Origin of the sequence: Actinoplanes nipponensis (genome assembly GCF_016862275.1) — a bacterium.
Taxonomy (GTDB): Bacteria; Actinomycetota; Actinomycetes; order Mycobacteriales; family Micromonosporaceae; genus Actinoplanes; species Actinoplanes nipponensis.
In genome coordinates, this window is sequence record NZ_BOMQ01000043.1 from 1 (window position 1) to 25,673 (window position 25,673).

General features: G+C 71.7%; 20 protein-coding genes. 7 read left to right on the top strand and 13 right to left on the bottom strand.

Annotation, left to right across the window (positions count from 1 at the left end):
• Window positions 1–271 precede the first annotated feature (271 nt).
• Window positions 272–439, bottom strand: coding sequence for a hypothetical protein (locus Ani05nite_RS16980; RefSeq protein ID WP_203769409.1), 168 nt, complete (start codon window positions 437–439; stop codon window positions 272–274).
• 124 nt (window positions 440–563) lie between these two features.
• On the opposite strand from Ani05nite_RS16980, the gene Ani05nite_RS41870 reads away from it, so the two are divergent.
• A complete protein-coding gene (locus Ani05nite_RS41870) occupies window positions 564–1,313 on the top strand; it encodes a nucleotidyltransferase domain-containing protein (RefSeq protein WP_203769410.1) in 750 nt (249 codons plus the stop codon).
• A gap of 73 nt (window positions 1,314–1,386) precedes the next feature.
• Window positions 1,387–2,304 (top strand): alpha/beta hydrolase family protein, encoded by a 918-nt coding sequence (locus tag Ani05nite_RS16990; protein WP_203769411.1) that lies wholly within the window; start codon window positions 1,387–1,389, stop codon window positions 2,302–2,304.
• Here Ani05nite_RS16990 and Ani05nite_RS16995 read toward each other — a convergent pair.
• From Ani05nite_RS16995 to Ani05nite_RS17005, 3 genes are all read right to left on the bottom strand, one after another.
• On the bottom strand, window positions 2,301–3,251 hold the full coding sequence (locus tag Ani05nite_RS16995; RefSeq protein WP_377882628.1) for a zinc-binding dehydrogenase: 951 nt from the start codon (window positions 3,249–3,251) through the stop codon (window positions 2,301–2,303). The genes Ani05nite_RS16990 and Ani05nite_RS16995 overlap by 4 nt on opposite strands.
• Before the next feature lie 103 nt (window positions 3,252–3,354).
• The gene (locus Ani05nite_RS17000; protein WP_203769412.1) at window positions 3,355–4,596 is read right to left on the bottom strand and encodes an NAD(P)-dependent malic enzyme; all 1,242 of its coding nucleotides are present in this window, start codon (window positions 4,594–4,596) and stop codon (window positions 3,355–3,357) included.
• A 133-nt stretch (window positions 4,597–4,729) separates the two neighbouring features.
• A complete protein-coding gene (locus tag Ani05nite_RS17005; RefSeq protein ID WP_203769413.1) occupies window positions 4,730–5,038 on the bottom strand; it encodes a S26 family signal peptidase in 309 nt (102 codons plus the stop codon).
• A gap of 84 nt (window positions 5,039–5,122) precedes the next feature.
• Here Ani05nite_RS17005 and sodN point away from each other — a divergent pair, with 84 nt between their 5' ends.
• Genes sodN through Ani05nite_RS17020 form a run of 3 tightly spaced genes read left to right on the top strand, consistent with a single transcriptional unit; the run spans window position 5,123 to window position 6,467 of the window.
• Window positions 5,123–5,527, top strand: a complete 405-nt coding sequence (gene sodN / locus Ani05nite_RS17010) for a superoxide dismutase, Ni (RefSeq protein ID WP_203769414.1) — start codon at window positions 5,123–5,125, stop codon at window positions 5,525–5,527.
• Between the two features lie 53 nt (window positions 5,528–5,580).
• A complete protein-coding gene (locus tag Ani05nite_RS17015) occupies window positions 5,581–6,024 on the top strand; it encodes a GNAT family N-acetyltransferase (RefSeq protein WP_203769581.1) in 444 nt (147 codons plus the stop codon).
• 29 nt (window positions 6,025–6,053) lie between these two features.
• The gene (locus Ani05nite_RS17020) at window positions 6,054–6,467 is read left to right on the top strand and encodes an ATP-binding protein (RefSeq protein WP_377882631.1); all 414 of its coding nucleotides are present in this window, start codon (window positions 6,054–6,056) and stop codon (window positions 6,465–6,467) included.
• A 16-nt stretch (window positions 6,468–6,483) separates the two neighbouring features.
• Here the strand turns inward: Ani05nite_RS17020 and Ani05nite_RS17025 are convergent, their stop codons facing one another.
• Both Ani05nite_RS17025 and Ani05nite_RS17030 read right to left on the bottom strand, forming a co-directional pair.
• The gene (locus tag Ani05nite_RS17025) at window positions 6,484–7,179 is read right to left on the bottom strand and encodes a FadR/GntR family transcriptional regulator (RefSeq protein ID WP_203769415.1); all 696 of its coding nucleotides are present in this window, start codon (window positions 7,177–7,179) and stop codon (window positions 6,484–6,486) included.
• 63 nt (window positions 7,180–7,242) lie between these two features.
• Window positions 7,243–7,632, bottom strand: a complete 390-nt coding sequence (locus Ani05nite_RS17030; protein WP_203769417.1) for a hypothetical protein — start codon at window positions 7,630–7,632, stop codon at window positions 7,243–7,245.
• Window positions 7,633–7,685: 53 nt separating this feature from the next.
• Between Ani05nite_RS17030 and Ani05nite_RS17035 the strand changes: the two genes are divergently transcribed.
• Window positions 7,686–8,636: a diacylglycerol/lipid kinase family protein gene (locus Ani05nite_RS17035; RefSeq protein ID WP_203769419.1), complete on the top strand. Its 951-nt coding sequence runs from the start codon at window positions 7,686–7,688 to the stop codon at window positions 8,634–8,636.
• Between the two features lie 409 nt (window positions 8,637–9,045).
• A complete protein-coding gene (locus Ani05nite_RS17040; protein WP_203769420.1) occupies window positions 9,046–9,300 on the top strand; it encodes a WhiB family transcriptional regulator in 255 nt (84 codons plus the stop codon).
• A 1,049-nt stretch (window positions 9,301–10,349) separates the two neighbouring features.
• Here Ani05nite_RS17040 and Ani05nite_RS17045 read toward each other — a convergent pair.
• The 7 genes from Ani05nite_RS17045 to Ani05nite_RS41875 form a co-directional block, all read right to left on the bottom strand.
• On the bottom strand, window positions 10,350–11,129 hold the full coding sequence (locus Ani05nite_RS17045; protein WP_203769421.1) for a sirohydrochlorin chelatase: 780 nt from the start codon (window positions 11,127–11,129) through the stop codon (window positions 10,350–10,352).
• A complete protein-coding gene (locus Ani05nite_RS17050) occupies window positions 11,111–11,875 on the bottom strand; it encodes a phosphoadenylyl-sulfate reductase (protein WP_203769422.1) in 765 nt (254 codons plus the stop codon). Before Ani05nite_RS17050 ends, Ani05nite_RS17045 begins: the two co-directional genes overlap by 19 nt.
• A 151-nt stretch (window positions 11,876–12,026) precedes the next feature.
• Window positions 12,027–13,721, bottom strand: coding sequence for a nitrite/sulfite reductase (locus Ani05nite_RS17055; RefSeq protein WP_203769423.1), 1,695 nt, complete (start codon window positions 13,719–13,721; stop codon window positions 12,027–12,029).
• Between the two features lie 337 nt (window positions 13,722–14,058).
• Entirely contained in the window at window positions 14,059–14,388 is a 330-nt protein-coding gene (locus tag Ani05nite_RS17060) for a hypothetical protein (RefSeq protein ID WP_203769424.1), read from the bottom strand.
• A complete protein-coding gene (locus Ani05nite_RS17065) occupies window positions 14,381–14,650 on the bottom strand; it encodes a DUF7660 family protein (protein ID WP_203769425.1) in 270 nt (89 codons plus the stop codon). The genes Ani05nite_RS17060 and Ani05nite_RS17065 overlap by 8 nt, the downstream gene beginning before the upstream one ends.
• Window positions 14,647–21,309, bottom strand: a complete 6,663-nt coding sequence (locus tag Ani05nite_RS17070; protein WP_203769427.1) for a polymorphic toxin-type HINT domain-containing protein — start codon at window positions 21,307–21,309, stop codon at window positions 14,647–14,649. The genes Ani05nite_RS17065 and Ani05nite_RS17070 overlap by 4 nt, the downstream gene beginning before the upstream one ends.
• 42 nt (window positions 21,310–21,351) lie before the next feature.
• Window positions 21,352–25,554, bottom strand: a complete 4,203-nt coding sequence (locus Ani05nite_RS41875) for a LamG domain-containing protein (RefSeq protein ID WP_203769428.1) — start codon at window positions 25,552–25,554, stop codon at window positions 21,352–21,354.
• Window positions 25,555–25,673 lie beyond the last annotated feature (119 nt).

The window sequence follows — 25,673 nt, forward strand, 5'->3', positions numbered from 1 at the left end:
AGGCGGGCCGGGCGGGCGGCGCAGGCGCGCAGGCGGGCCGGGCGGCGCAGGCGCGCAGGCGGGCCGGGCGGCGCAGGCGCGCAGGCGGGCCGGGCGCGGCAGGGAAACTGGGCGGGCCGGGAGGCCCGGGAAGCTGGATGGTCGGGAGCTGATCGGCCCCGGAAGCCGGGCGGCTGAGCGGTCCCGGAAGCTGAGCGGGCCGGGCCTGCGGGTCGGTGACCCGCCGGCGTCCCGGCCCGCGCTCAGCCCGGGTAGGTCGGCACGGTCCTGGTCAGCCCAGGGCCAGCCAGGCGATCAGCGCGATCAGAACGATCGCGACCGCGACGGCGCCGATGATCAGCGGGGTCTTGGAGGCGGCTGGCGGCTCCTGCGGAGTGCTCTGCGTGAAGGCGCGGAACGCCTCGGTGTTGCCGCTCGGGTCGACGGTGTTGTCAGGCATGCGCACGACCATAGCGAAGCCCGGCACCCCGCGACAGTGCGTCCCGGCCCCCTAGCAGGGCGTTCGTCCCGGCCCGCGAGATATCACCCGTTCGTGGGCGCGTCCGGCTGCCTACCCTCACGGGATGGACGCGGTTCGACAACTCCGGGCGATCGCCGCCATCGTCCGCGCAGCCCAAGCCCCAGCCGAACCGCCGGCCGGAGCCGAAGCCCAACCCGGAGCAGGAGCACGAGCCGCACCCGCGACCAGAAGCGAGGCCACGACCGAAGCGGTGGCCACGACCGGGACCGGAAGCAGGACCACGACCCAAAGCAAAGCCACAACCCAAAGCCAGACCACAACCCCAAGCCAGACCACAACCCCAAGCCAGACCACGACCGCAGGCAAGCCCACGACTGCGACCCGGACCGGAGGCACAGCCGGGATCGCGCTGTGGCTGCGCGGCGGCTGGGCGATGGACTTCTTCCTCGGCGAGATCACCCGCCCGCACCGCGACATCGACTTCTTCTGCTCCGCCCCCGACGCCGACGACCTCGTCGCCCGCCTGGTCGCCCTCGGCTACCGGCCGGTGCCGGGCAACGACGCGCTGCAGCGGGACCTGGTCGGGCCGGATGGCCTCGACGTGCAGATCGCCCTGCTGGGCCGGGACCACGACGGCTGCCCCGTGGTGCCCGCCGGGCCGTACGCGGGTGCTCGCTGGCCGGTCGATCTGCTGGACGGGCCGCCCGGCCGGATCGGGGACGTCGAGTGCCCGATCGTCAGCCCGCGCGCGCAGATCGAGATCAAGGAGATGATGCCGGTCTGGGTGCCGGGCCTGCCCCGCCGCGCCAAGGACAGCGAGGACGTCGCCCGGCTCCGGGCCGCGTTGGCCTGACCGCGGCCCCGGCACCACGCCACAAGATCACCGGGATGCGGGGGCCCGACTCGTGACCCGGCACAATAGGCGGATGAGACGCCGTACCGTCGCGCTCCTGCTCGCCGCCGTCTGCGCGACCGGCGCACTCACCTCGTGCACCGCCGACTCCCGCAGCCCGGCGCGGCCGGCGCCCGCCGCCCCCAGCGTGCAGCCCAGCGGGCCGCCCAGCGCCCCGCCGACCCTCGCGAGCACCCTCGGCCGGGCTCCGACCAGAGCCTTCCCCGTCAAGACCCGCAAGCTGCAGCTGAGCCGCGGCGCGGACCGACCGCTGCCCACCACCGTCTGGTATCCCGCCGCCGGCGACGGACCGTTCCCGGTCATCGTCTTCAGTCACGGGCTCACCGCGCGCCCGGCCGACTACGCCTCCATCCTCAGCCGCTGGGCGGGGGCCGGCTTCGTCGTCGCCGCGCCCGCGTTCCCGCACACCTCCGGCGGGGTCGCCGACTTCGACGTCGTCGACCTGCTCAACCAGCCGGCCGACGCCTCGTACGTGCTCACCCGGGTCCTGGCCCTCGACGGCAAGGCCGGCGATCCGCTGCGGGGCCGCCTCGACCGGGTGCACGTCGCCGCGGCCGGGCATTCCGGCGGCGGCATCACGACGCTCGGGATGCTCACCGGCGCCCGGGACGAGCGGCTCACCGCCGCGGTCGTGCTGGCCGGGCGGCAGGCACTGCCGGGGACCTTCAGCGGCCCGGAGATTCCCGTGCTGTTCGTGCACGGCAAGCAGGATCTGACCGTCCGGTACATCGAGGGCCTCGCCGCCTTCCGGGCCGTGCCCTGGCCCAAGGGCATGCTGACGCTGCCGAACGCCGGCCACGTGGTCACCGGCGGCGCCGACTTCGACATCGTCGCCGGCGCCACGACCGACTTCTGGCGGTGGAGCCTCTACGGTGACGCCGGCGCCGGGCGGCGGCTGGACCGGCGCGACAACCTGGACAGCGACTTCTAGTGCAGGTGGTCGACGGCCACCTTGCCGAAGATCTGGCCCGAGTTGAGCCGGGCGAATGCGTCGCCCACCGCGGTGAAACCGTAGGTGGAGTCGATCACCGGGCGGATGTCGCGTTCCACGCACAGCCGCAGCAGCTCCGTCAGCTCCTCGGCCGTGCCCATGGTGCTGCCGAGGATCTCCAGCTGCATCATGAACACCCGGCGCAGGTCGACCTTGGGGAACGGGCCGCCGGTCGCGCCGCAGACCACGATGCGGGCGCCCGGCGCCGAGCACTTCAGCGAGTGCTCGAACGTCGGCGCGCCCACCGACTCGATGACCACGTCCACGCGTTCGGCGAGGCGGGCGCCCGGTTCGACGGCGGTGGCGCCCAGCTCGGTGATGCGCTCCCGCTTGCCGGCGTCGCGGCTGGTCGCGTACACCCGTTTGCCGAGCGCGACCGCGAGCGCGACCGCGGCCGTGGCCACTCCCCCGCCCGCGCCCTGCACCAGCACCGATTCGGCGTCCGCGACGCGGCCGCGCACGGTGAGCATGTGGTACGCGGTCAGCCAGGCCGTCGGCAGGCACGCCGCATCCAGGAACGAGATGCCGGCCGGCTTGGGCACCAGGTTCTCGGCCGGTACGGCGACCCGCTCGGCCAGCGTGCCCGGCCAGCGCTCGGACAGCAGCGAGAACCCGCGCGGGTCGGCCGGGTCCCGGATCACCGGGTAGATGACGACCTCGTTGCCGTCACTGTCCACGCCGGACGCGTCACAGCCGAGGACCATCGGCAGCCGGTCGGCCGGTAGCCCGACGCCGCGCAGCGACCAGATGTCGTGGTGGTTGAGCGAGCTGGCCCGCACGTCGACGGTCACCCAGTCGTCCGGCCGGGCCGGCTCGGGCAGGTCTCCGACCGTCAACGCGGCCAGCGGCTCGTCGGGCTTGGTCGCACTGGCATAAGCGGCTCGCATACCCCGCAGCTTAGGCATGTCCGGCCGGTCCTGTCGTCGGTGCCGGCCGATGGGGCCGCTCGCCGCACCGCGGCGACCGGCCCCATTTCGGGCATTCGGCAGCTCAGACCAGGGCGGCCGGCGCTGTCGGGGTCTCCGGCCGGGCCCCGGCGACGAACCGGGCGACGCCGTCCTGCTCCGCGGCCCGGGCCACCGCCGCGGCGACCGCGGGGGCGACCCGCGGGTCCAGCGCCGACGGCACGATCGCGTCGGCGCGCAGCTCGTCGGAGACCACGGCGGCGATCGCCTCGGCCGCGGCGACCTTCATCCGCTCGGTGATCCGGGTGGCGCGGGCGTCCAGGGCGCCCCGGAAGATGCCCGGGAACGCCAGCACGTTGTTGATCTGGTTGGGGAAGTCGCTGCGGCCGGTGGCGACGATCGCCGCGTACTTGTGGGCCAGCGCCGGCGGGACCTCCGGGGTCGGGTTGGCCAGGGCGAAGATGATGCCGCCGGGCGCCATCCCGGCCAGCGCGCTCTCCTCGATCTGCCCGCCGGAGACCCCGATCAGCACGTCGGCGCCGATCAGCGCCTCCTTGACGCCGCCGGTACGCCCCGAGAAGTTCGTCCTCGCGGCCAGCTCCGCCTTCGTCCCGCTCAGCCCGGGCCGGTCCGCGTGGATGATGCCCTGCGAGTCGCAGACGATGACGTTCGCGCCCTGGATGCCGGCCGCGATGAGGGTGTTCGTGATGGCCACCCCGGCCGCACCCGCCCCGCTGATCACCACCCGCAGGTCGGCGAAGCGGCGGCCGAGCAGGGCGACCGCGTTGCGCAGCGCGGCCAGCACGACGATCGCGGTGCCGTGCTGGTCGTCGTGGAAGACCGGGATGTCCAGGGCCTCGTCGAGCCGGCGTTCGATCTCGAAGCAGCGCGGCGCGCTGATGTCCTCGAGGTTGATGCCGCCGAACGAGGGGGCCAGCGCCTTGACGACGGCGATGATGCCCTCGATGTCCTGGGTGTCGAGGCAGATCGGGATGGCGTCGACGCCGCCGAACTGCTTGAACAGCACCGCCTTGCCCTCCATGACCGGCATCGCGGCCTTCGGGCCGATGTTGCCCAGCCCCAGCACGGCGGAGCCGTCCGTGACGACGGCCACGGTGTTCGCCGTCCAGGTGTAGTCGGCGGCCAGGTCGGGGTCGGCCGCGATGGCCTCGCAGACCCGGGCCACGCCGGGGGTGTAGGCCAGCGACAGGTCGTCGCGGCTGGACAGCGGGACGGTGCACGAGATGGCCATCTTGCCCTGCTTGTGCAGGTCGAAGACGGGATCCGCGGCCAGGGCAGGGTCGAGCTCGAAACTGAAGAAAGACACGGGGACTCCAGACACGCATCGGTACGTCGGTGTGCCAGCCGGCCCTGGCGCGAGTCTGCGCGGACCGACGTGCGATGCGGGGGTCACCCGGACTAGCAACCGCAAGATTCAGGTGTGCTGCGGTTAACGCAGGTTAACCTAGCCGACCCGGACGCGGCCAGTAGCGAAACACCACTTGTCCGATGACATCCGCCACCCCGTGGGCGCGGGAGTCGTCGGTGACGAACTCGTTGTCGCCTTCGACCCACCAGCCGCCGTCCTGCGGCCGGACCGCGCGTTTGACCACGAGCAGGTCCGGCCGGGCGCGGAACCGGGCCACCACGACCGAGTGCGGCCGGACCCGGCCGACCCGCCGTACGAGCAGGGCATCTCCGCTGTGCAGGGTGGGCGCCATGGACGGCCCGCGCACCAGCACGGCGAAGAGCGGTAACTGCCAACTCATGGCATCAATCCCGGGTCGAGGTTCGGCGTTCCGGTAAGGGGTAGTGTCAGCATCGGATCATCGCAAACGTATGGAGGGGTCCTGATGCGACTTCCGCGCATTTTCACGCCGCGCACTGTGGTCAGCGCGCACTGCGACCTGCCCTGTGGGGTGTACGACCCGGCGCAGGCACGCATCGAGGCGGAGTCGGTGAAGGCCATCGCTGAGAAGTACCAGGCGAACACCGACCCCGAGTTCCGCACCCGCGCCATCCTGATCAAGGAGCAGCGCGCCGAGCTGGTCAAGCACCACCTGTGGGTGCTCTGGACCGACTACTTCAAGGCGCCGCACTTCGAGAAGTACCCGAACCTGAACCAGCTCTTCAACGAGGCCACCAAGCTCGCCGGCGCGTCCGGCGCCAAGGGCTCGATGGACCCGGCGGTCGGCGAGCAGCTGCTCGCCAAGATCGAGGAGATCTCCAAGATCTTCTGGGAGACCAAGCAGGCGTGAGTCCCGCAACGATCCGGCCGGTACGTCGCGACGACGTGCCGGCCGTTGTCGCGATGGTGCACGAGCTGGCCGAGTTCGAACGCGCCCCGGAGTCCTGCCACCTCACCGAGGAGCAGCTGCTGGCGAGCCTGTTCGCCGAGCAGCCGGCCGTGTTCGCCCACGTGGCGGTCGACGCCGACGACACTCCGTACGGCTTCGCGCTGTGGTTCGTGAACTTCTCGACCTGGGAGGGCACCCACGGCATCCACCTCGAGGACCTGTACGTCCGGCCGCAGTCGCGGGGCACCGGCGCGGGCGGGGCGTTGCTCGCCACGCTGGCGCGGGTCTGCGTGGAGCGCGGCTACCGGCGACTCGAGTGGGTGATGCTCGACTGGAACCCGGCGGCCGACTTCTACGCGGCGATCGGGGCGAAGGTCGTGGAGGACTGGCTGCCGTACCGGTTGTCGGGGGCCGCCCTGACCCAACTCGCCGAGCGGGCCTCCACCGTAAGGGACTAGAGTTCTCCTCCATTGGGAGGATGGGGTCCGTGACTCAGCTGCAGACAACGCATCCGGAGCCGGCGTTCGGTGACGACGTCGTGCTGCTGACCGTGCCCGCCGACGGCGGGTATCTCGGCGTGCTCCGCACAGCCACGGCCGGCCTCGCGGCCCGCCTGCACTTCGCGCTCGACGAGATCGAGGACCTGCGCATCGCGGTCGACGAGGCCTGCGCGATGCTGCTCGCCATCGCCACCCGCGGCGCCGAGTTGGAGTGCCGGTTCGCGGTTACCGACGACGCGCTCACGGTCGAGGTGACGGTCTCGACGGTGCGCGGGGCCCGGCTGCCGTCGGAGTCGTCCTTCGCGTGGAAGGTCCTGACCGCGCTCACCACCTCGGCGTCCGCGGAGGCGACCGGGCGACACGCCACGATCCGGCTGCTGACCCGCCGCACCGAGATCTGATCCGCCCCGGTCACGCTCAGCGGTCGGTGGCCTCCATGATGTAATCCAGGTGGCGCCGGCTGAGCTCCATGGCCCCGCCGGAGTCGCCGCCCTTGACCATCATCAGCAGCTCGCGGTGGTCGACGTCGATGCGCGCCCAGTAGTCGCCGGGCAGGTTCTCAACGATCTCCTCGCCGTAGGTGACGTGGTACAGCGGGCGGGTGACCAGCTCGAAGAGCGGGTTGCCGGTGGCCGAGGCGACCGCGGAGTGGAAGGCGGCGTGCGCGGCCAGCATGGTCTGCAGCTCGTCCAGGTCCGGGTCGAACATGGCGCCGCGCATCTCGATCAGGTTCGCGTCGGTGCGGCGCTGCGCGGCGAGGCCGGCCGCCGGCACCTCCAGGGCCCGGCGCAGCTCCAGCAGGTCGGCCATGCCCACCTCGGCGGAGTTGCTGAGCAGGGTCAGCCCGGTGGAGAGCGCCTCGGACAACTGCTCGGCGTCAGGATGGGCGACGAAGCTGCCGCCGGTGACGCCGCGGGTGGTGACGATGAGGTGCTGGCTGGCCAGCAGCCGCAACGCCTCCCGTACGGTGCTGCGGCTCACCCCCGAGCGGACGCAGAGCTCGGGCTCCGGAGGCAGTCGCGAGCCGGGCTGCAACCGGCCCGACGTGATCTCGTCCCGCAGCTCGTCCGCGAGGAGTTGGTATGCCGGTGGGCGCACCGTCGATCCGGCCACTGCCCTCACCCCCTTGTGATTCGCCCACTCAGAGTAGGCCGTCGAACGCGGAGGGGAAGGCCTTCAGTCGAGTCCGAGGGCCCGGGTGGTGGGCGGCACCACGCAGAGCAGCCCGACACCGACGCCGAAAACCATCAGCAGGGCGCCGACCCAGGCCGTGCCGGTCTGCAGCAGGAACCCGCCCGAGGCGATGACGAACAGCTGCACGACGATCGCCGGGCCGCGGGCGTGCGCCGAGCGCCGGGCCAGGGCCCGCGCCACGAAGACCACCGCGATCGCGCCGAGCACGGTGAAGGCGGTCAGCGACGCGGCCACCGCGATGCTGCCCGCCTCGGCGGTGAAGTCCAGCACCAACAGGTACGCCGACAGCACGACCAGCGCGACGGCCTGGGCGTAGAGCAGGCGTACCGCCCAGACCAGAGTTGTCGGGGAATCGTCTTCTCGGGGGGTCACCGCTGTACGATACCGGCCAGCTCAGCGCCCTCCGGAGAGGTACAGTGCCGCAGATGCGAGCGTTACTGGTGGTTAACCCCAAAGCCACCACGACGAATGAGCGCAGCCGGGACGTCCTCGTCCGGGCCCTGCGCAGCGAGGTCGACCTGTCGGTCGAGTACACCGTCAAGCGCGGGCACGCGGCGACCCTGGCCCGGGCGGCGGCCGAGAGCGGCGTCGATCTGGTGGTCACCCTCGGCGGCGACGGTACGGTCAACGAGGCGGTGAACGGCCTGATGACGGCGGCGCCCGGGCTGGGCGCCCGCAGCACCGCACCGGCCTTCCGGCTGCCGGCGCTCGCCGTGGTCCCGGGCGGCTCGACCAACGTCTTCGCCCGCGCGCTGGGCCTGCCCCGCGACTGGGTCGACGGCACCAGCGTGATCCTGGACGGGCTGCGCTCCGGCCGGCACCGGGTGATCGGGCTGGGCCGAGCCGACGACCGCTACTTCACCTTCACCGCCGGGCTGGGTTTGGACGCGGCCGTGGTGCGCCGGGTCGAGCAGGCGCGGCTGCGGGGCCGGACGTCGACCCCTTCGCTCTACGTGCGCTCGATGATCGGGCAGATCTTCTCCGGCGAGGACCGCAAATCGCCGCCGCTCTCGATCGAGCGGCCCGGCGAGGAGGCGGAGACGGATCTGGGCACCGTCATCATCCAGAACACGGCCCCGTGGACGTACGTCGGCGACCGGGCGATCAACCCCAACCCCGAGGCCTCCTTCGACCGGGGCCTTGACGTGCTGGCCGTTCGTAACTTGTACATCGCCAGCACAACACGGACAGTGACCCAGATGGTCTCCCGCAAGGCGGACCCCCACGGCAAGCACGTGCTGCGCCTGCACGACCAGGCCGAGTTCACCGTCGTGGCCAGCCGCCCCCAGCCGTTCCAGCTGGACGGGGACTACCTGGGTGAGCGCCAGAAGGTGCACTTCCTGTCCGTCCCCGAGGCGCTACGTGTGATCTGCTGACGACCGGGTACCCCGTTCGGAACTCCCTCACGATCTGTTACAGAAAGACCGGCAAAAGGTCGGCAACGGGGCGCGTACCGTACTACATTGATGGGAGCGCCCGTCCGCCGGTCCTGGAAGTTACCCCAGAACCGGACAAAGGGGTCGTGAGCTAGCTCACCCGCTGGGAGAATTTCCGGGCGCTACCCTTGACATCGCAGGAGTTCGTGAAAGCATTCACAAGCGATAAGAAGTAACCCGATGCCGCTCGTGCACGTTCCTTAATCCAGAAGGCACGGAACGCATCGCGCACAAAGCTTGCTCACGCACTGGTGGTCTGACGAACGCAGTCCGTCGGTCCCGGCGCGGATGCAGATAAAAGTAAGTAGCACCATTCTCTACCCAATCCGAAACAAGGAGTGTTGCCGCCATGGACTGGCGTCACCATGCGATCTGCCGCGACGAGGACCCGGAGCTGTTCTTCCCGATCGGGACGTCTGGCCCCGCACTCCTGCAGGTCGAGCAGGCCAAGGCCGTCTGCCGGCGGTGTACCGTGACCGAGTCGTGCCTCGCGTGGGCGCTCGAGTCCGGACAGGATGCCGGCGTATGGGGCGGTATGAGCGAGGACGAGCGGCGCGCGGTCAAGCGTCGCGGCGGCCTCCGGGTCAGTGCCCCCACCGCCTGAACAATCCCCTCACAGCATTCGCGCCCCGGGCCGCTTCGGCTCCGGGGCGTCGTGCTGTCCGGAACCGCGCGGCAGCCTCGGACGATCATCGCCTGTTTCGAGGCGATTACGCCACGCAATGGTGACGCACGGCATGAATGCGATCACCCGGGCTTCACGAAATGATCTCGAAATTACCGTTATCGAAGCCACTATTCGTCGATGCCCGCACACCCTCCGCAGTGGACGTTCGCGGAGGCGGTCGATCACTCAATGTGGTCACTCGGCGCGGGGCGCGGGGGTAGGGCCTCAGGATGACTGGCGGTGACGGGGGTCAGTGGGGAGTCGCGTCGCGGGCTCGGCTCGGGCGGGTGCGGGTCGACCGGCAGTTGAGCTGGCACGCCGGGCGCATGCGGGGGGTTGACCGGCGATTGGCGCTGACATGCCAGGCGCACGCAGGAGGTCGACCGGGGATTGGCGCTGACATGCCGGGCGCACCGCGGGTTCGCAAGGCGATGGCGCCGGCACGCCGAACGCTCGGGTCGCTGGGTGGGATGAAGAGGCCGACGCGCTGGATGCGACAGCGCGGCGTGCCGAGGCGCGTGGGACGGGAGCCTCGGGGCGATGGCGCTGTCCTGCGGCAAGTCCCGCACCGAAGAAACCGCCGAGGTGAGGGCGGCGCGCCAGGAAACGCCGAGACGAAGGCACGCCCGGAGACGCCGACACGAGGTCGCACCCGCCGGCAGGCGCCGAGACGAGGCGCGCCGGCAGGCGCCGACACGAGGGCGCACCCGGCGGGAGACGCCGAACGAAGGCGCGCCGCGAAACGCTGAGACGAAGGCGCGGCGGGCCGAGGAGGCGAGGGCGCGCCGGAGGCGATGCATCGCCAGAGCCATCGCACGAGGCGAGAGCGCGCGGCAGGGGGTCACGAGGGCCAACTGAGCGCCAGCTGAAAGCACCCGCCGCCAAGGGTTACGAAGGTCACGCGCCTGAAACTCAAGCCGAGGCCGCCCACGGCCAAGGGTCGTGAAGCTCACGCCCTCCAGGTCACGAACATCCCGCAACCTGCGCTAGGCGGCAACAGCGACGACCGGACGAGCCGAAACCTCCAGCACCCGAGCCACCACCAGCTCGGCCAGCGCAGAAGCATCGGTCATCGGCTCCCCCGCCGCGAAAACCCCCGCCTCCCGAGCCGAGGCCAGCGTCGAGTCCCACAACAGCCCGGGCGCCAGGAAGTAGGAGACCAGCGCCACCCGGTCATGCCCCGCCGCCCGGAGATCACGCACGACGTCCCCGGACAGAGGCGGGGCGGCCGAGGCATAGGCGACCCGGCACGGCATCCCCAGGCGGTCGCTCAACGCCGCCGCGGCCTCTTCCACGGTCGCCCGGGCGTCGGCGTTGCGGGTTCCCGCCGCGGCGAGCACCAGCGCATCCGGCGCCGCGCCGCCGCCGGGAGTCGCCGGGGTGGCTGCCGGCAGCCGGGCCACCAGGGCGTCGAGAAGCAGCTCGGGCACCCGCCCGTCGATCGGCCCCAGCACGCCGGCCTGCTCGACCCGCAGCGCGGGATGCTCGGCCCGGGCCGCGGTGATCTCCCCCGGCACGTCGACGCGGCCGTGGTAGGCCGAGGTCAGCAGCAGCGGCACCAGCACCGCGTGCCGATGGCCGGCGTCGGCGAAGGCGCCCAGCACCTCGCGCGGTCGCGGGCCGGCGTGGTCCAGGTACGACGCGCGTACCTCCCACTCCGGGCGGCGGCGCGCGACGGCCCGGGTCAGCGCCTCCGTCGCCCGGGCCGCGCGCGGGTCACGGCTGCCGTGGGCGGTCAGCGTGACGGCTAGACGTGCAGGCCGCATTCGGTCTTCTCGAACATCGCCCAGCGGCCGGCGCGCGGGTCCTCGCCGGCCTTGGTGCGCCGGGTGCACGGCCAGCAGCCGATCGAGCCGTAGCCCTTCTTGAAGAGCTCGTTGACCGGGACGTTCCAGCGCGCGATGTAGCGGTCGACGTCGGCCTGGGTCCAGGCCGCGATCGGGTTGACCTTGACCTTGCCCTTCTTGGCGTCGAAGGCCACCACGGGGGTGTTCGCCCGGGTCGGCGACTCGTCGCGGCGCAGGCCGGTGGCCCAGGAGTCGTAGTCGCTGAGCGCGCGCTCGAGCGGCTCGACCTTGCGCAGGAAGCAGCACTCGTCCGGGCTGCGGGCGAAGAGCCGGGGCCCGAGCTCGCCGTCCTGCTGGCCGACCGTCCGGCGGGGGCGGATCGAGCGCACGTTGACGGCCATCGTCCGGGCGACGGTGTCGCGGACCTTGAGGGTCTCCGGGAAGTGCAGGCCGGTGTCGAGGAACACCACGTCCACGCCGGGCGAGACCCGGGAGAACAGGTGCGCGACGACCGCGTCGGCCATCGAGCTGGTCACGCAGAAGCGGTCGCCGAAGGTGCTGGTCGCCCAGCGGGCGATCTCCTCGGCGGGGGCGCCCTCGAGCGCGACGCCGGCGGCGTCGGCGAGCGCTTTGAGGTCGGCGGGGCTACGGCGGGTCGGATCGGCCGGGGCGGCGGGGGCCCCGAGGGACACCAGTCCCAGGCCGGTGGCGGTCACCACAGTCATCGGTTCACTCCCTTGGCGAGCAGTCCGTTGAACTTGACCGTGAATACTCGGGCGCAGGAGTGGCACTCCCACGCGCCGTGTGAAGCCTCGTTGGGTCGCAGGTCTTCTTCGCCGCAGTAGGGGCAGTACAGCGGGGCGGATCTCGCGTCGCTCATTTCAGGAGCTCCTCGTCCGCCCGCAGCACCCAGTCGGCGAAGGTCTCGCCGTCGGTGCGGCCGGCCAGGTAGTGCCGGGCGACGCGCTCCACGTACCCGGGAAGCTCTTCGGCGGTGGCCTTGAGGCCGCGCAGCTTGCGGCCGAAGCCGGCGGTCTGGCCCTGGGCCATCCCGAGGGCGCCGCCGAGGTGCACCTGGAAGCCCTCGACCTGCTCGCCGTGCTGGTTCATCACGAGCATGCCCTTGAGGCCGATGTCGGCGACCTGGGTGCGCGCGCAGGCGTTGGGGCAGCCGTTGATGTGGATCGAGATGTCGGCGTCGAACTCGCGCAGCCGCTCCTCCATCCGGGCGACGAGCTCCTCGCCGCGGGCCTTGGTCTCGACGATCGCCAGCTTGCAGTACTCGATGCCGGTGCAGGCCATGGTGCCGCGGCGCCAGGCCGACGGCCGGGCCTCCAGCCCGATCCCGCGCAGGCCCTGCACGAGCGGTTCGACCTGGTCGTCGGCGATGTCCAGGACCAACAGCTTCTGGTACGGGGTGAGCCGCACCCGGTCGGATCCGTGCGCCGCCACCAGGTCGGCCAGCCGGCCGAGCTGCGTGCCGGAGGAGCGCCCGACGACCGGGGCGGCGCCGACGTAGTTGCGGCCGTCGCGCTGCTTGTGCACGCCGATGTGGTCGATGGGCTTGGCCGGCAGCTCGGGCGCCGGCCCGTCCAGCAGGGCCCGGCCCAGGTACTCCTTCTCGAGGACCTCGCGGAACTTCTCCACGCCCCAGTCGGCCAGCAGGAACTTCAGCCGGGCCCGGTTGCGCAGCCGGCGGTAGCCGTAGTCGCGGAAGATGCCGACGATGCCCTCCCAGACGTCCGGGATCTCCTCGAGCGGCACCCAGACGCCGAGCCGCTCGGCCAGCCGCGGGTTGGTGGACAGGCCGCCGCCGACCCAGAGGTCGAAGCCCGGGCCGTGCACCGGGTGCACGACGCCCAGCAGGGCGATGTCGTTGACCTCGTGCGGCGTGTCGGCCAGCCAGGAGATCGACGTCTTGAACTTGCGGGGCAGGTTGGAGTAGCGCGGGTCGCCGATGTAGCGGCGCAGGATCTCGTCGATGGCCCAGGTGGGGTCGACGACCTCGGCCGGGGAGACCCCGGCGACCGGGCTGCCGAGCACGACCCGGGGGCAGTCGCCGCACGCCTCGGTGGTCTGCAGGCCGACGGCCTCCAGCCGGCGCCAGATCTCCGGCATGTCCTCGATGCGGATCCAGTGCAGCTGGATGTTCTGCCGGTCGGTGATGTCCGCGCTGTCGCGGCCGAACTCGGCCGAGATCTCCGCGATCGTGCGCAGCTGCGCGAGGTCCAGCGTGCCGCCGTCGATGCGGACGCGGAGCATGAAGTACTCGTCCTCGAGCTCGTGCGGCTCCAGCACCGCCGTGCGGCCGCCGTCGATGCCCGCCTTGCGCTGGGTGTAGAGGCCCCACCAGCGGAAACGCCCCCGCAGGTCCTGCGGGTCGATGCCCGCGAAACCGGTGTGGGCGTAGATGTTCTCGATCCGGGCCCGGACGTTGAGCGGGTTGTCGTCCTTCTTGATCCGCTCGTTCGGGTTCAGCGGCTCACGGTGGCCCAGCGCCCACTGACCCTCGCCCCGCGCCTTACGGGGGCGGGCGGCGGGCTTGGTGGCCGGGGTGCTGTCCAGCGCCATGTCGGCGTTCCTCCAGGTATTTCAGCCGGTGAGCGCGCTGTACGCGGTCGGCTCCTGTGAGGGCTCGCGACTTCAGTGTCTGGCGAGTGCCGGCGCGTCTTGCGCGCCCGAAAAAGAAAGCTCGGGCGGCGTCAGGAAGCCGGACACATCGCGCTGCGGACACGGCCGTAATCGACGTGGCGCCGGGCCACGAAGCGGCGGTCAACTGCAGCGGTCATGCCGGTAAGCCTCTCACGGGCGGCCATATACGGCCAGCCCGGTCCAGATTCCGGGAGTGTGGCGGCCGACACGGTGCGTCAGGCAGTGGCCGGGCCCCCGGAGGAGCCCGGCCACCGGGCTAGACGCCCCCGGCCCGCGGGAGGCCGGCGTACAGCGTGGCCGCCGTCGCGGCGAAATCGTTCCGGTACGCCGCCAGCCGCTGCCGCCCCTCGTCGGAGCGCAGCCAGGCCAGGAGCGTGTCGAGGTACGCCTCGACCGGCCCCTCCCCCAGCTGCCGGGTCGGCAGGTCGTACGCGAGCAGCTGGAGGAACTCGCGCAGCTCGGCCAGCGAGGTGACCGTGACCGCCAGCCGGTCGAACTCGTCGGCCGGCCGCCCGGTCGTACCCAGGAAGTGGTCGCGGCCGCGGTGGGTGCGCTCGACGCGCACCCAGCCGCCCGTCTCACTCATAGTTGCGCCCGTCCCAGAGCCACTCGGCGATGTCGGCCCAGCGCGCGGTGAACTCGCCCTCGGCGCTGTCGGGCACCTCGTACGCGGCCACCCGGGCGATGGCGTCGAGGTAGGCGCCCAGGGTCGAGCTCTCCCACTTCTGCGGCTCCTCGGTCCGGTTCGCCCGCAAAGCCGCCACGAAGTCGACCAGGTCGTCGTGGGAGCGCACGGTCTCGCCGAGGCCCACGTACTGGCCGTCCGGGCTTTCGAAGAAACGTCTCACTTCATCTGTTCCATCTTCATGTTCCAGTAGCGCTGTTCCGCCTCGCTGCCCGGTTTGCGGACATAGATGGCACTTCCGCCCTCGATCTCCGTGTTCTTCTTCCGGGACTTCTTGGACTTTCCGGGACCGCGGCCGTAGCGCTCCCACTCCACCTCGTCGCGGGACGCCCGGACCGTGCGGATCGGCTTGTTGGCCATCTGGTGCACCAGCAGCCGCCGGTTGTCGAGGGTATACAGCACGCCGTTCTCCTCGAAGACCCGGATCGGCGGCATCCGGGTGCCGCCGGCCGCGACCTCCTCGGCCGTGCCCTCGATCGTGCCCGCCCGGTCGCTCCAGTTGTTCGAGACCGAGTTCTGGGTGAACTTGATGTCACCCGGGTCGACCTCGGTGATCTCGCAGGCGTCGCCCGACGTGCCCTGGTTGTGCACGAGCAGCGGGGTCCCGGCGGCCACCACGAAGTACGTGTGGATGTCGTCGACCCTCAGGTTGTGCACCGTGGTGACGGCCTCCGACGGCGAGACCGCGACGACCGCGATCTCGGCGCCGTCCGGGGTCAGCAACCTCATCCCCGGCCGCACCTCGTCGGCCCGGGTCCACTTCCGGTCGCCGGTCACCCAGAACGGGTGGCCGTCGGTCGCCGTGACCGTGTCGTCGGCGACGTGGTCACCGTCGACGTCGACGGCGATCCCCACGAGCTTCTTGTCCCCGTACCCGGCGATCAGCGTGACGACCGGTCGCGCGCCCTCGTCGCCGGTCTCCGGGTCGACCGCCCACACCTCGTCGTCGAGGGCGACCTCCTCGATGGGCTTGTAGCTGCGGTCCGCCATCAGGACCAGCGTGCCGGGCAGGAAGCTGTTGCAGCTCTTGAGCGCCTTCTTGGCCGCGTTCTTGACCGCGCCCGCCCCGCGGGCGGCGTTCTTGGCCTGCCGGACCCCGGGGATCATCCCGGCGATGCCCGCCGCGCAGTCACCGACCGCGCCCTCCACACACGACTTCGCGGTGTCGATGGCCCCCGCCACGGCGGCCACCGCGCCGGCCGCCGCCGCGACCACCTGGGCCGGTGGCGGCAGCACCGACGCCACCATGGCGATCGTGCCGGCGACGGTGGAGATGGTGCCGGCGTTGTCCACGACGGCCTTCGCCGCGGTGGTCACCCCGCTCGCCACCGAGCTGGCCGCCTTCTGCAGGCCGTTCTTGATCGAGCCCCAGAACAGCCCGTCCGGGTCGGAGAACGTGGCCGGGTTGTTGTTGGAGTACGCGTACGGGTGCAACCGCTGGGGATCGAACTCGTCGATCTCGGGGTCCACGGAGAGGAACCCGCCCAGCCCCGGGTCGTAGTACCGCGCCCCCAGCAGGGTCAGCCCGCTCGGGTCGGCCACGCCGCCGACGAAGGCCCGTTGCCCGGCCGGCCACTGCGGTGCGACGGCGGCGCCGTCCCGCGGCCGGCCGTACGGGTCGTTGTACTTGATCGTCTCCACCCGGGTGGCCGAGTTGACCGCCCAGGTCGAGGAGTCCTGCTGGTCCGAGCCGAGCCAGATGATGTCGCCCTTGCCCTTGGCCGTGTCGGTCCGTGAGGCGACGGTGTCCCCGGCGTGCTCGTAGTACCGGGTGGTGCTCAGGCCCTGGGTGGACGAGGTGAACTCGTTGCCGAAGACGAAGGCGGTGGCCGAGCCGTCGGCGTCGATCCGGGCGATCCGGTTGCCGTCGACGTCGTACACCATCCTGGTGTCGCCCTGCGGGCCGCTGATCTTGGTCAGCTTGCCGTGCGGGCTCCAGCTGAACGTCTCGGTGGTGTCACCGACCTTGCGGTAGGTCAGGTTGCCGCGGGCGTCCCAGTCGTAGTGGTCGACCTGCGAGCCGGTGGTGACCGTCCGCACGGCGTGCGGCTGCGCCGCCCCGTCCGCCGTCGCGTAGGTGTAGTCCGAGGTCACGCCGGTGCGCAGGTCGGTGGTCGTGTCCCGCGAGCCGTGCTCGTCGAACGTGTACGACTGGCCGTAGGGCGCCTTGCCGCCGATCGTCACCGCGCCGCAGGTCTCGGACACCTGCGACCAGGCCTTGGTCATCCGGCGCAGATGGTCGTACGCGAAGCACTGCACGTCCTCCTCGCCCGGGCGGACCTGCTCGTCGGCGCCCAGCGGCCGGTTGGCCATGGAGAGCACGTTGCCCGCGTCGTCGTAGCCGTACTTGAGCGCCGCGACGTTCGGCACCGTGCCGTCGCGGTCGAAGTAGAACTCCGACAGCCGCCGGGTCACGTCGTCGTAGACGTAGTTCTGGTAGCTCTGCGGCTTGTCGCCGACCGGCGTGCCCAGCCAGCGGTTGAGCACCTCGCCGTACGGCGAGTACGTGGTCCGGTCGACGTAGGTGCGGACGGTGCCGGACGGCGCCGAGGTGCCCAGCAGCCGGGTGACGTTGCCCAGGTCGTCGTAGGTGCGGGTGAGCCCCTCCTTCTCCATCGAGCCGAGCTTGGGCAGGCTGGACCGCCACGGCAGCCCGTTCGCCGTGTACGTGTAGGTGGCCGCGTAGGTGCCGGCGAGGCCGGTCAGCCCCGGCATGGCCGGCAGCACCGCCTCCTCGTCCACCACCTGGTACGCGTCGTTGTACTCGTAGATCTCCTTGGTGAAGGCGTACCCGTCCACGATGGACGTGGACTTGGTCAGGTGCCCCTTGGCCAGGCTGTCGTACTCCCAGCTGGCCGCCTTGACGTTGTTGAAGAAGCGTTCCTTCTGCCGTCCCAACTCGTCGTACGTGGTGGAGACGGTCTCCTTCTTGGCGTCGGTCGACTTGATGACGTCGTCGGAGTTGTTGTACTCGACGGTGGTGACGCCCTTGTCGGGGTCGGTCGTGCGGACCTCGCGGCCGCGCAGGTCGTACTCGTACTTCCAGGTGAGCTTGCCCTTGACCACCGTGGCGAGGTCACCGCGCGGGCTGTAGGTGTACTTCGTCGCGTCGTAGGCGCCCTCGGGCCGGAGCCCGTGGAACTGGCGCTTCTCGATCACCTGACCGTCGACGTCCTCGATGGTGGCGGTCGCCGTGTCGCCCCGGGGCGGGGTGACGGCCGTCTGCCAGCCGAGGGTGCTGCCGCCGTACGCCCTGGTCGTGCCCCACTTGCGCTCGTTGTGCGTCCACACCGACTCGTCGACCACCCGGCCCACCGCGTCGTACGTCGACACCGTCCGGATGCGGTCCTCGCCCGGGGTGATCTGCAGCAGCGCGTCGCCCGGTTTGCCGAGCGCGTAGTTCGGCCCGGACTTGTACTCGGGCAGGCCCCGGTCGTTGTAGCCGGTGCCGGAGACCAGCCGGGCGGCCGCGCCCTCCTTGGTCTTCTGCGAGTCCTCCTGGGTCTGCACCGGGCGGTACAGCGAGTCGAACAGGCCGACCTCGGTGATCTGGTTGCCGTTCGGGCCGAGCCGCTTGGTCGTGACCGCCAGCGGCCCGCCGGTGCGGATCAGGTAGCCGAACTCCAGGTTCGGCGTGGCGGTGGCCTTGGCCCGGCCCGGCAGCCAGACCTTCTGCAACCGGCCCATCGGGTCCAGCTGCAGGTCGGTGCGCTTCTTGTTGGCGTCCAGGATCGACGTGGGCTGGGCCCAGGCCGGGTTCTGGTCGGTGATCACCTCGTGCTTGAGCGGGTTGACCGTCCTGGTCTGGGTCACCGGGCCGGGGCCGGCCGGCGTGTAGCTGGTCGTGGTGACCTGGCCGCCGGCGTCGGTCGTGCTGTCGACCCGGCCCAGCGGGTCGTAGCCGGTGCGCTGGGTGGTCTTGTACCCCGGCGTGCCGTTCTGCCAGGTGGTCAGCGTGTCGACCCGGGTGATCCGGCCCTTGGCCGGAACCGCGCCGTAGGTGTCCGAGCCGTCGTAGTAGGTCTTGACGTCGGAGATGACGTCCGCCGGGCGCGACACCGTCTCGGTGCAGGCCTGGGCGACCTTCTCCTCCCGGATGGTCAGGCCGCGCACCCAGGTGTCGTCGTTGCCCAGGTACGTGCTGCGGGTGCAGCTCTCGTCGCCGCTCTTGCCGGTGTCGCCCAGGTCGGAGACGGTCTCCGGCAGGCCCTCCGCGTCGTAGCTCGTCCTGGTCTCGGTCTCCGACCAGGTGCCGGGGGCCAGCAGCTTGCGGGACTTCTCGACCGACGGACCGGTCTTGTAGGACTTGTCCTTGCCGCCGGTGCGGCTGCGGGACGCGGTCTGCTTGATCCAGAACGCGGTGGTGCTCGCCTCCACCACCGTGTCGCCGTCGAGGGTCGCCTCCTCCAGCAGCGAGCCGGCCAGCGCCGGGTGGTCGGTGTAGGCGTTCCCGGCCGAGTCCTTGACCTGGACGTTGCGGGTCTTGTCGCCCGGCAGCGGCTGGTCGTCGAGGCCCCGGTAGAACTGCTTGCGGTTGGTCAGGACCTGGCCGGTGCCGCTCTGGCCCTTGCGCGCCGTCACCCGGGCGTAGCCGCGCCACTCGCCGTACGTGCGCTGCTTCTTCTTGGTGAACTCGCCGTCGTCCCAGCCCCAGAGGACGTCCGTGCCGCCGCCGTCGGTGGAGTACGAGTAGCGGGTGGTGACCGGCGGCTGGTCGGCCGTCCGGTCGCTCTCGGTGACCTCGGTGACGACGTACTTGCGGAACCAGTCCAGCGTCGGGTCGTAGTAGCCGTCCGGGATCCAGTAGACCGGGTAGCAGAGCCGGTTGTTGGCGGAGACGCTCGGTACGTCGTTGATGTCGCAGTCGGGCTCGGAGTACGAGACGTGGATGTCCGCGCCCGACTCGGTCCGGATGTTGTCGATGCGCCAGCGCGAGAACAGCGGCGCCCCAGGCGCGAAGTTCACCCGGTTGGCCAGCTCCTTGCCGGTGAACAGCACCGGCGGGTCGGTAATCGTGCCACCCACGTGGCCGGCGTGCACGATCTGCTTGAGCCACAGCGAGGACGAGCGGGCGGCCTTGGGCGCCTTGAACTCGTGGTCCAGGGTCCAGGACTCGACCGGGTTGAAGGCCGAGCCGCTGCGGATCTCGGTGGTGATCTTCGTCAGCCGCTTGATGGAGAAGAACACCGGGGCCAGCTTGTCGGTGCAGGGCTCGGCCGTGCACTCCTTGTCCCAGGGCACGTCGGGCCAGTTCGCGGCGACCGGCTTGTCGTCGGAGTAGCACTCGTCGGCCGTGCACCGGTTCGCCGTGCCGAAGACCACCCGGGCGGTGGCGGCGGTGTCCGGGTAGGCGGTGTTCATGCCGTACTCGATGCGCTCCAGGTTGCCGCCCCGGTCGAAGGAGACGCGGTTCGCCTTGTCGCCGGCGGCGCCGTAGTGGCCGGTCTCCTTCTTGTAGTAGTACCGGGTCGTGTTGCCGCTGACGTCGACCTGCTTGTCCAGCAGCCACCGCCAGGCCTGCGCACAGGACGAGTCCTTGAACGCGTCGGCGTGGCACGCCTCGCCGTCGTGGTTGCCGAAGACCGGGACCGTCCAGCGCGAGTTCGAGGTGCCGACCTCGCCGGCGAAGTAGTTCTTCGTGCCGTCCGGGGTGGTGATGATCCAGCGCTCGGTGGTGGCCGCGGACTTCGTCGCCACGGCGCCGGCGAACTCGACGTCCCAGTCGGCGTCCGACGAGGGCCGCCACTTGCCGGTCACGTCGTCCTTGACCAGGGTGCCGTTGGTGCCGCCGAGCGAGACCGTGATGTTCGGCGACTTGTCCTTCCAGCACTGGTCGGAGGTCTTCTTCTCCTTGTTGTTGGGCTCCTTCTCGCCCACCTTGTCCAGGTCCTCGACGCACGTCACGTACGAGCGCTCGATGAAGCCGGGCGAGTAGTCCCAGCCGTCGCCGACCCAGGAGGCCTGGTTGTTGTTGCCGGCCATCCGGCCGTCGACCATCTGCGAGGAGTAGCTCAGCGCGATCTCCGGCGTCGGGCCCTGGGCCGGCGGCACCTTGATCGCGTTGGTGTAGCTGAAGCCGCCGGAGCTGTCGCCGGCCGTCCACGAGCCGGAGGCCTGCAGGTCGCTGGCCTTGTAGTCGCCCTCGCCGGACTCGGTGTCGGCGGTGACGGCCAGCATCGTGGCGCCCGCGCTGACCGTGGCGACCTGCGTCGAGATGACCGGCTGGGCCGCCGCCCGGGCCGTCTTGATCGGCGTGGCCTGCTGGCACTGCGGCCGGTCCGGGGTGGTGGCCGCGCAGGACGGCAGCTGGGCCAGGTTGAGCCGGCTCGCCCAGTCGCCGCCGTACAGGCCGGCGACCGAGTTCAGGTCGAAGGTCGTGCGGACCTCACCGGGGGTGTCGCCCTCCACGGCGATCACCGGCCCGCTGACGCCCAGCTTCTCCGACTGCTGCCGGGGCAGCACGGACACCTTGACCCGGGCCGGGGCCTTCTTGCCCGGGGCGGCCTGCACGGTCACCGGCAGGGTGCCGGCCCGGGCCGAGACCGACCGGCCGGCGTCGCCGCTCAGCGCGATCTCGGTGGTCCCGGCGCCCGGCCACCGGCTGTCGGCCGGGCCGGTCCAGGCGCCGGCGTCGGCCGGCGGCGGGGCCGGGTCGACCCGGACGGTGCCGAACTCCTGGGCCGCGGCGACCGTGGAGCCACGCTCGCCGCTGACCTCCTCGGCCGCCCACTGGTAGGTGACGAACGAGGTGACCATGAGGGCGGCCACGCCCAGGGCTATCTTGCGGCGGGCCGGTGAGAAAAGGGTACGGGCATGCGACATGACGACGTCTCCGGTCGTGGTGGTCAGCGGGGCGAAGTCTGATCAGGCGTGCGCGAAGGTGCCGAACAGGTCCGGGTTGACGGTCGACGTCCAGACCCGGACGTCGTCGACGACGCCGCCGAGGAAGTCGGCGCGCCGGCCGTCGCTCGTCGACCCGGCGCAGCCGACGGTCAGCGGGCCCGGGGCGTGCCACGGCGCGGCCGGCGCGGGCAGCGGCGTCTCCCGCTGCGGCTCACCGTCCACATAGAGCTGCACGGTCTTCGCCGGAAGGTCGTAGACGGCCGCGAGGTGCGTCCAGACACCGGCCACCGGGGCGGCCTGCGACCGGATCTCGACCGCGGCGGCCGCCGCGGTGTCGCCCTGCGGCATCACGAACCGCCACCGGGCGGCCGCACCGGAGTACTCCAGCCGGAAGCCCTGACGGATGCCGCCGGACTGGGCCACCACGGTGCGCGTACCGGTCAGCTCGTCGAGCGACACCCAGGCGGCGACGGTGAACGAGCCGTCGGTGCGTACGGCGGGTCCGGCCGTCTGGGCGCAGGAGCCGTCGGCCAGGGCCAGGCCGAGGGCGCCGTCCCGGGTCGCGAAGCGGTCCCGCTCCCAGCCGTACGCGCCGTTCACGGTCAGGTGCCGGGCGTTGCCCGAGCGGTCGTCGAAGTTGGTCGGCTCGTCGGCGCGCGGCCCGTCCAGCGGCCACATGCCTTCGAGCTTCACCGGCGCGTTGCCGCCGCGCACCCCCGCCACCTCGGTGTCGGTGAGCGCGCCGCGCCAGACGCGGACGTCGGCGATGGCGCCGCGGAAGTGGTCCGCGGGCACGCCGGCGTACTTCGCGCAGCCGACGGTGAACATGCCGGTGGCGCTCCAGTTGGTGCCGGTACGGACCACCGAGGTGACCTTCCGGCCGTCCACGTACAGCGTCATGGTCTTGGTGCTGGCGGTGTAGACGCCGGTCAGGTGGGTCCACTTGCCGATGGTGGCGGCGAAGGCCTCGGTCGTCGTACCGGCGAACTCCGAGGCGGCGCCCTCGGCGTCGGTCCCCTTCATCATCAGGCTCCAGAACGGCACACCCTGCGCGTTGGCGCGGGCGCCCAGGAACCAGCCGCTGACCCGGGTGCCGTCCTCGCCGAGCACGGTCTGGTTCATGGTGCTCGGGTCGGTGAGCTTGGCCCAGGCCGAGACCGAGAAGGACTCGTTGGTCCGCACCAGCGAACGGTTGCTGGTGGCACAGCGGTCACCGGCGACGTTCCAGGCGGAGACCGTGCGGCCGAACGCGTCGTCGACCCACTCGGGGGCCCGCTCCGGCTGGGCCGGCGGCGTGGTGGGGGTGGGCTCCGGCGTCTCCGGCTCCGGGGTCTCCTCGGGGATCTCGGGCGTGTCGGTGGGTTCGGGCTGCGGGCCGGTGGGCTCCGGGTCGGGCTCGGCGGGCGGCTCGGTGCTGCCCGGGTCGGTCGGCTCGGGGTCGGCCGGCTCGGTCGGCTCGGGCTCCGGGGTGGGCTCCGGCAGCGGCGGCACGGTGAGCTCGTAGCCGTGGGTCGAGCTGTCGGCCCCGTTGCCGCGCAGCGCGAAGGCGGCGACCGCACCGGCCGGCAGCTCGTTGGCCGCGGCCGCGATCTGGGCCTGGGAGAGCAGGCCGCTCCAGACCCCGAGCTGGTCGATCGAGCCGACGAACGGCGCGTTGGTGGCGGCGGCGCTGCCGCCGCAGCCGATCAGCGTGCGCGCCTGGGCGTCCCAGGTGGGCTTGGCCAGCGCCACCTCGGCGGCGGGCTTGCCGTCCAGGTAGAGCCGCAGCAGCTTGCCGGCCGGGTCGACGGTGGCCGCGACGTGCTGCCAGACGTTCAGGGTCGGCGCGACGGTGGCCCGCGCCACCGTCCAGGTGGCGGTGCTCGCGTCGGCGGAGGTGACCGCGGCCTCCCAGCGGTCGGCCCCGGCGTTGTAGGTGAGCCCGAACGCCGGCAGGACGGTGCCGACCTGCGTCAGCACGCTCTTGTTGGCGCCACCCTTCTCACCGAGCTTGACCCAGCCGGCCACCGTGAACTCGGCGTCGGTACGCACCAGCGCGTCGGTGGTGGCGCATCCGGAGCCCGCGGCCAGCGTCAGCGCCGCGCCGCCCCGGCCGGCCTGGTCGGCGCCGTACGCCGGACCGCTGCCCAACAGGCTCAGGTCGTGGTCGTTGCCGGAGTCGTCACGCAGGTCGTAGGTCATCCGGTACAGCCCGGCCGGCTCGACCGGCGTCACCCGGCCGGTGAAGAAGTTGTAGATCGCCCGCTCGGAGTAGTTGCCGGCGACATCGCGGGCCCACACGTAGATCTGGGTACGGCCGCTGTCGGTGGGCACCGTGGCGGACGCCTTGCCGCCGGCCGCGTCGACCGAGGACTGGCGGGTGTCGACGCCCACGCCGTACTCGAAGCGCTGCACGCCGGAGCCGGTATCGGTGGACGAGAAGCTCAGCGACACCGGCTGACCGAGCACCGGCGGCCCGGAGGTACGGGTGACGACCGGCAGGCTCGGCCGGGTCTGGTCCATCCGGAAGTAGCAGTAGCTCGTCCAGGCGGTCTCGTCCGTGCCGTCGTAACCCTGCACACGCCACTTGTAGGCGCCGTCCTTGAGCGCGGGCGTGTTGTACGTGCCCTCGGAGTTCGACTTGACCGCCGCCGAGGTGTAGTCCGTGGCCGGGGTGGTCGGACCGGTCAGGTCGAACCGGACCCGCACCGAGTTGTCCAGGTCGGCGGCCTTGCCGTACAGGGCCGGGGTGCTGTCGTTGAGCCACGGGCCGGGCGAGGTCTTGTTGCAGGCGCCGCCGGGCGCCGAGCGCACCGCGACCGGCGAGGTCGGCTTGGACTGGAACTCGGCCTTGAGCCGCACCTTGCCGCGTTCCGCCTTGATCCAGTGGCCGCCGCTCTCGGTGGGCACCCGCAGGCCGAAGGTGATGGTCGTGTAGCCCGCGTCGGCGTGCCGCTGCACGTTGGACTTGACCCCGCCCGCGGTGAACTTGGCCCAGTTCGGCGTCTGCCCGCTGCAACTGCCGTTCGCCTTGACCGTCTTGGTCTGCAGCGCGGCGCCGTGCAGCCACTTCTTGCTCATGCCGTCCCAGGTCGGGGTGTTGCCGTCGAGCGTGTTGGTCTGCCAGAGGCTCAGCGACTCACCGGCGCACCACGCGGTGTGCAGCAGGTACGCGTCGACGCTGGGCGTCTTGATCAGGCGCTTGCCGATCAGCGTGCTGATGTCGAACTGCACGTGGGCGCGCCACACGTCGGAGTAGTTGTCGTAGTTCGAGCCGATCCGGATGACGTCCCGGGGCCAGCTGTTGCCCGACACCCACTTGGTGTCCGGGCTGGACTTACTGACCGGCACCCACTTCTGGTACGCCTTGTCGTACGTCGGGTCGATGTAGACCGGGTACTGGGCGTCCGCGTCCAGCAGCGTCTCGTCGACCGCGACCTTGAGCTCGCGGCCCTCGACCCGGACGTCGACCTCGGCCCGCTCGGCCAGGGCGCCGGGCGCGGCCGCCGTGGACGGGTCGGCGGCGATGGCCGGGGCGGCCTCGCGGGCCTGGCCCCGCAGCAGCGCGGCGGCCGGCTTCGCGGCCCGGCGCGCGGAGTCCCACGCGGCGGCCGGCGGCGCGCCGGCGATGATCCCGCGCGGACCCTTGATCGTGATCTCGTCGCCGGCCTCGGTCACCGTGGCCGAACCGCCGATCCGGTACGACGTCTCGCGCACCGCCGGGTTCGCCGCGGCGGCCGCGGTCCGCACGACCAGCACGTGCGAGAAGCCACCGGCCAGGGCCCGGGCCACCAGGTCGACGTCGGGGAAGACGTTCGGGTAGGTCACCGTGTCGCCGGAGACGACGCCGGCCGGCAGGGCCGTGGGCCAGGACAGGCTGAAGTCGCTGCCGCCCTCGCGCAGCGTGGCGAACGGGCCGGCGCCGCCGGCCGAGAACGTGACGTCGGCGGCGGCGCGTGGGCGCAGCCGGCCGTCGGCGCCCTGGGCCAGTCCGGTGTCGAGGTCGATCCACCGGCCGGCGCGCTCGACCCGCTGCGGCTCGGCGTAGGTCTCGAACGAGAAGCTGCCCGACGGCAGCGCGACGACCCGGGTGGTCTCGTTCGCCTCGGCGAGCACCTCGACGGGCTTGTCGCACGCGGCGGCGAGCCGCTGCGCGGACGCCTCGGACGCGGCCACCGGCGCCGCGTCGGCGGCGACCCCGGACGGGCACGCTGCCGCCTGGGCCGCGCCGGGCCCGGTAGCCACGGTGAGAAAGGAGGTCAGGACGGCCAACGCCGTTCCCGACGCTATGCGGACATGCGACAGCACTGTGGAACCCACCCCCGTGAGCAAGCATGAAAACTGCTCAGGACGGGTTGCAGCGC

What these genes read in the sequence shown, in the direction of transcription:
- Ani05nite_RS17040 (WP_203769420.1), top strand. Translation starts at nt 9,046, where the DNA reads ATGGACTGGCGTCACCATGCGATCTGCCGCGACGAGGACCCGGAGCTG.
- Ani05nite_RS17070 (WP_203769427.1), bottom strand. Translation starts at nt 21,309, where the DNA reads ATGTCGCATGCCCGTACCCTTTTCTCACCGGCCCGCCGCAAGATAGCC.
- Ani05nite_RS17035 (WP_203769419.1), top strand. Translation starts at nt 7,686, where the DNA reads ATGCGAGCGTTACTGGTGGTTAACCCCAAAGCCACCACGACGAATGAG.
- Ani05nite_RS16990 (WP_203769411.1), top strand. Translation starts at nt 1,387, where the DNA reads ATGAGACGCCGTACCGTCGCGCTCCTGCTCGCCGCCGTCTGCGCGACC.
- Ani05nite_RS17060 (WP_203769424.1), bottom strand. Translation starts at nt 14,388, where the DNA reads ATGAGTGAGACGGGCGGCTGGGTGCGCGTCGAGCGCACCCACCGCGGC.
- Ani05nite_RS17015 (WP_203769581.1), top strand. Translation starts at nt 5,581, where the DNA reads ATGGTGCACGAGCTGGCCGAGTTCGAACGCGCCCCGGAGTCCTGCCAC.
- Ani05nite_RS17055 (WP_203769423.1), bottom strand. Translation starts at nt 13,721, where the DNA reads ATGGCGCTGGACAGCACCCCGGCCACCAAGCCCGCCGCCCGCCCCCGT.
- Ani05nite_RS16995 (WP_377882628.1), bottom strand. Translation starts at nt 3,251, where the DNA reads ATGCGAGCCGCTTATGCCAGTGCGACCAAGCCCGACGAGCCGCTGGCC.
- Ani05nite_RS17045 (WP_203769421.1), bottom strand. Translation starts at nt 11,129, where the DNA reads ATGCGGCCTGCACGTCTAGCCGTCACGCTGACCGCCCACGGCAGCCGT.
- Ani05nite_RS17050 (WP_203769422.1), bottom strand. Translation starts at nt 11,875, where the DNA reads ATGACTGTGGTGACCGCCACCGGCCTGGGACTGGTGTCCCTCGGGGCC.
- sodN (WP_203769414.1), top strand. Translation starts at nt 5,123, where the DNA reads ATGCGACTTCCGCGCATTTTCACGCCGCGCACTGTGGTCAGCGCGCAC.
- Ani05nite_RS16980 (WP_203769409.1), bottom strand. Translation starts at nt 439, where the DNA reads ATGCCTGACAACACCGTCGACCCGAGCGGCAACACCGAGGCGTTCCGC.
- Ani05nite_RS17005 (WP_203769413.1), bottom strand. Translation starts at nt 5,038, where the DNA reads ATGAGTTGGCAGTTACCGCTCTTCGCCGTGCTGGTGCGCGGGCCGTCC.
- Ani05nite_RS41870 (WP_203769410.1), top strand. Translation starts at nt 564, where the DNA reads ATGGACGCGGTTCGACAACTCCGGGCGATCGCCGCCATCGTCCGCGCA.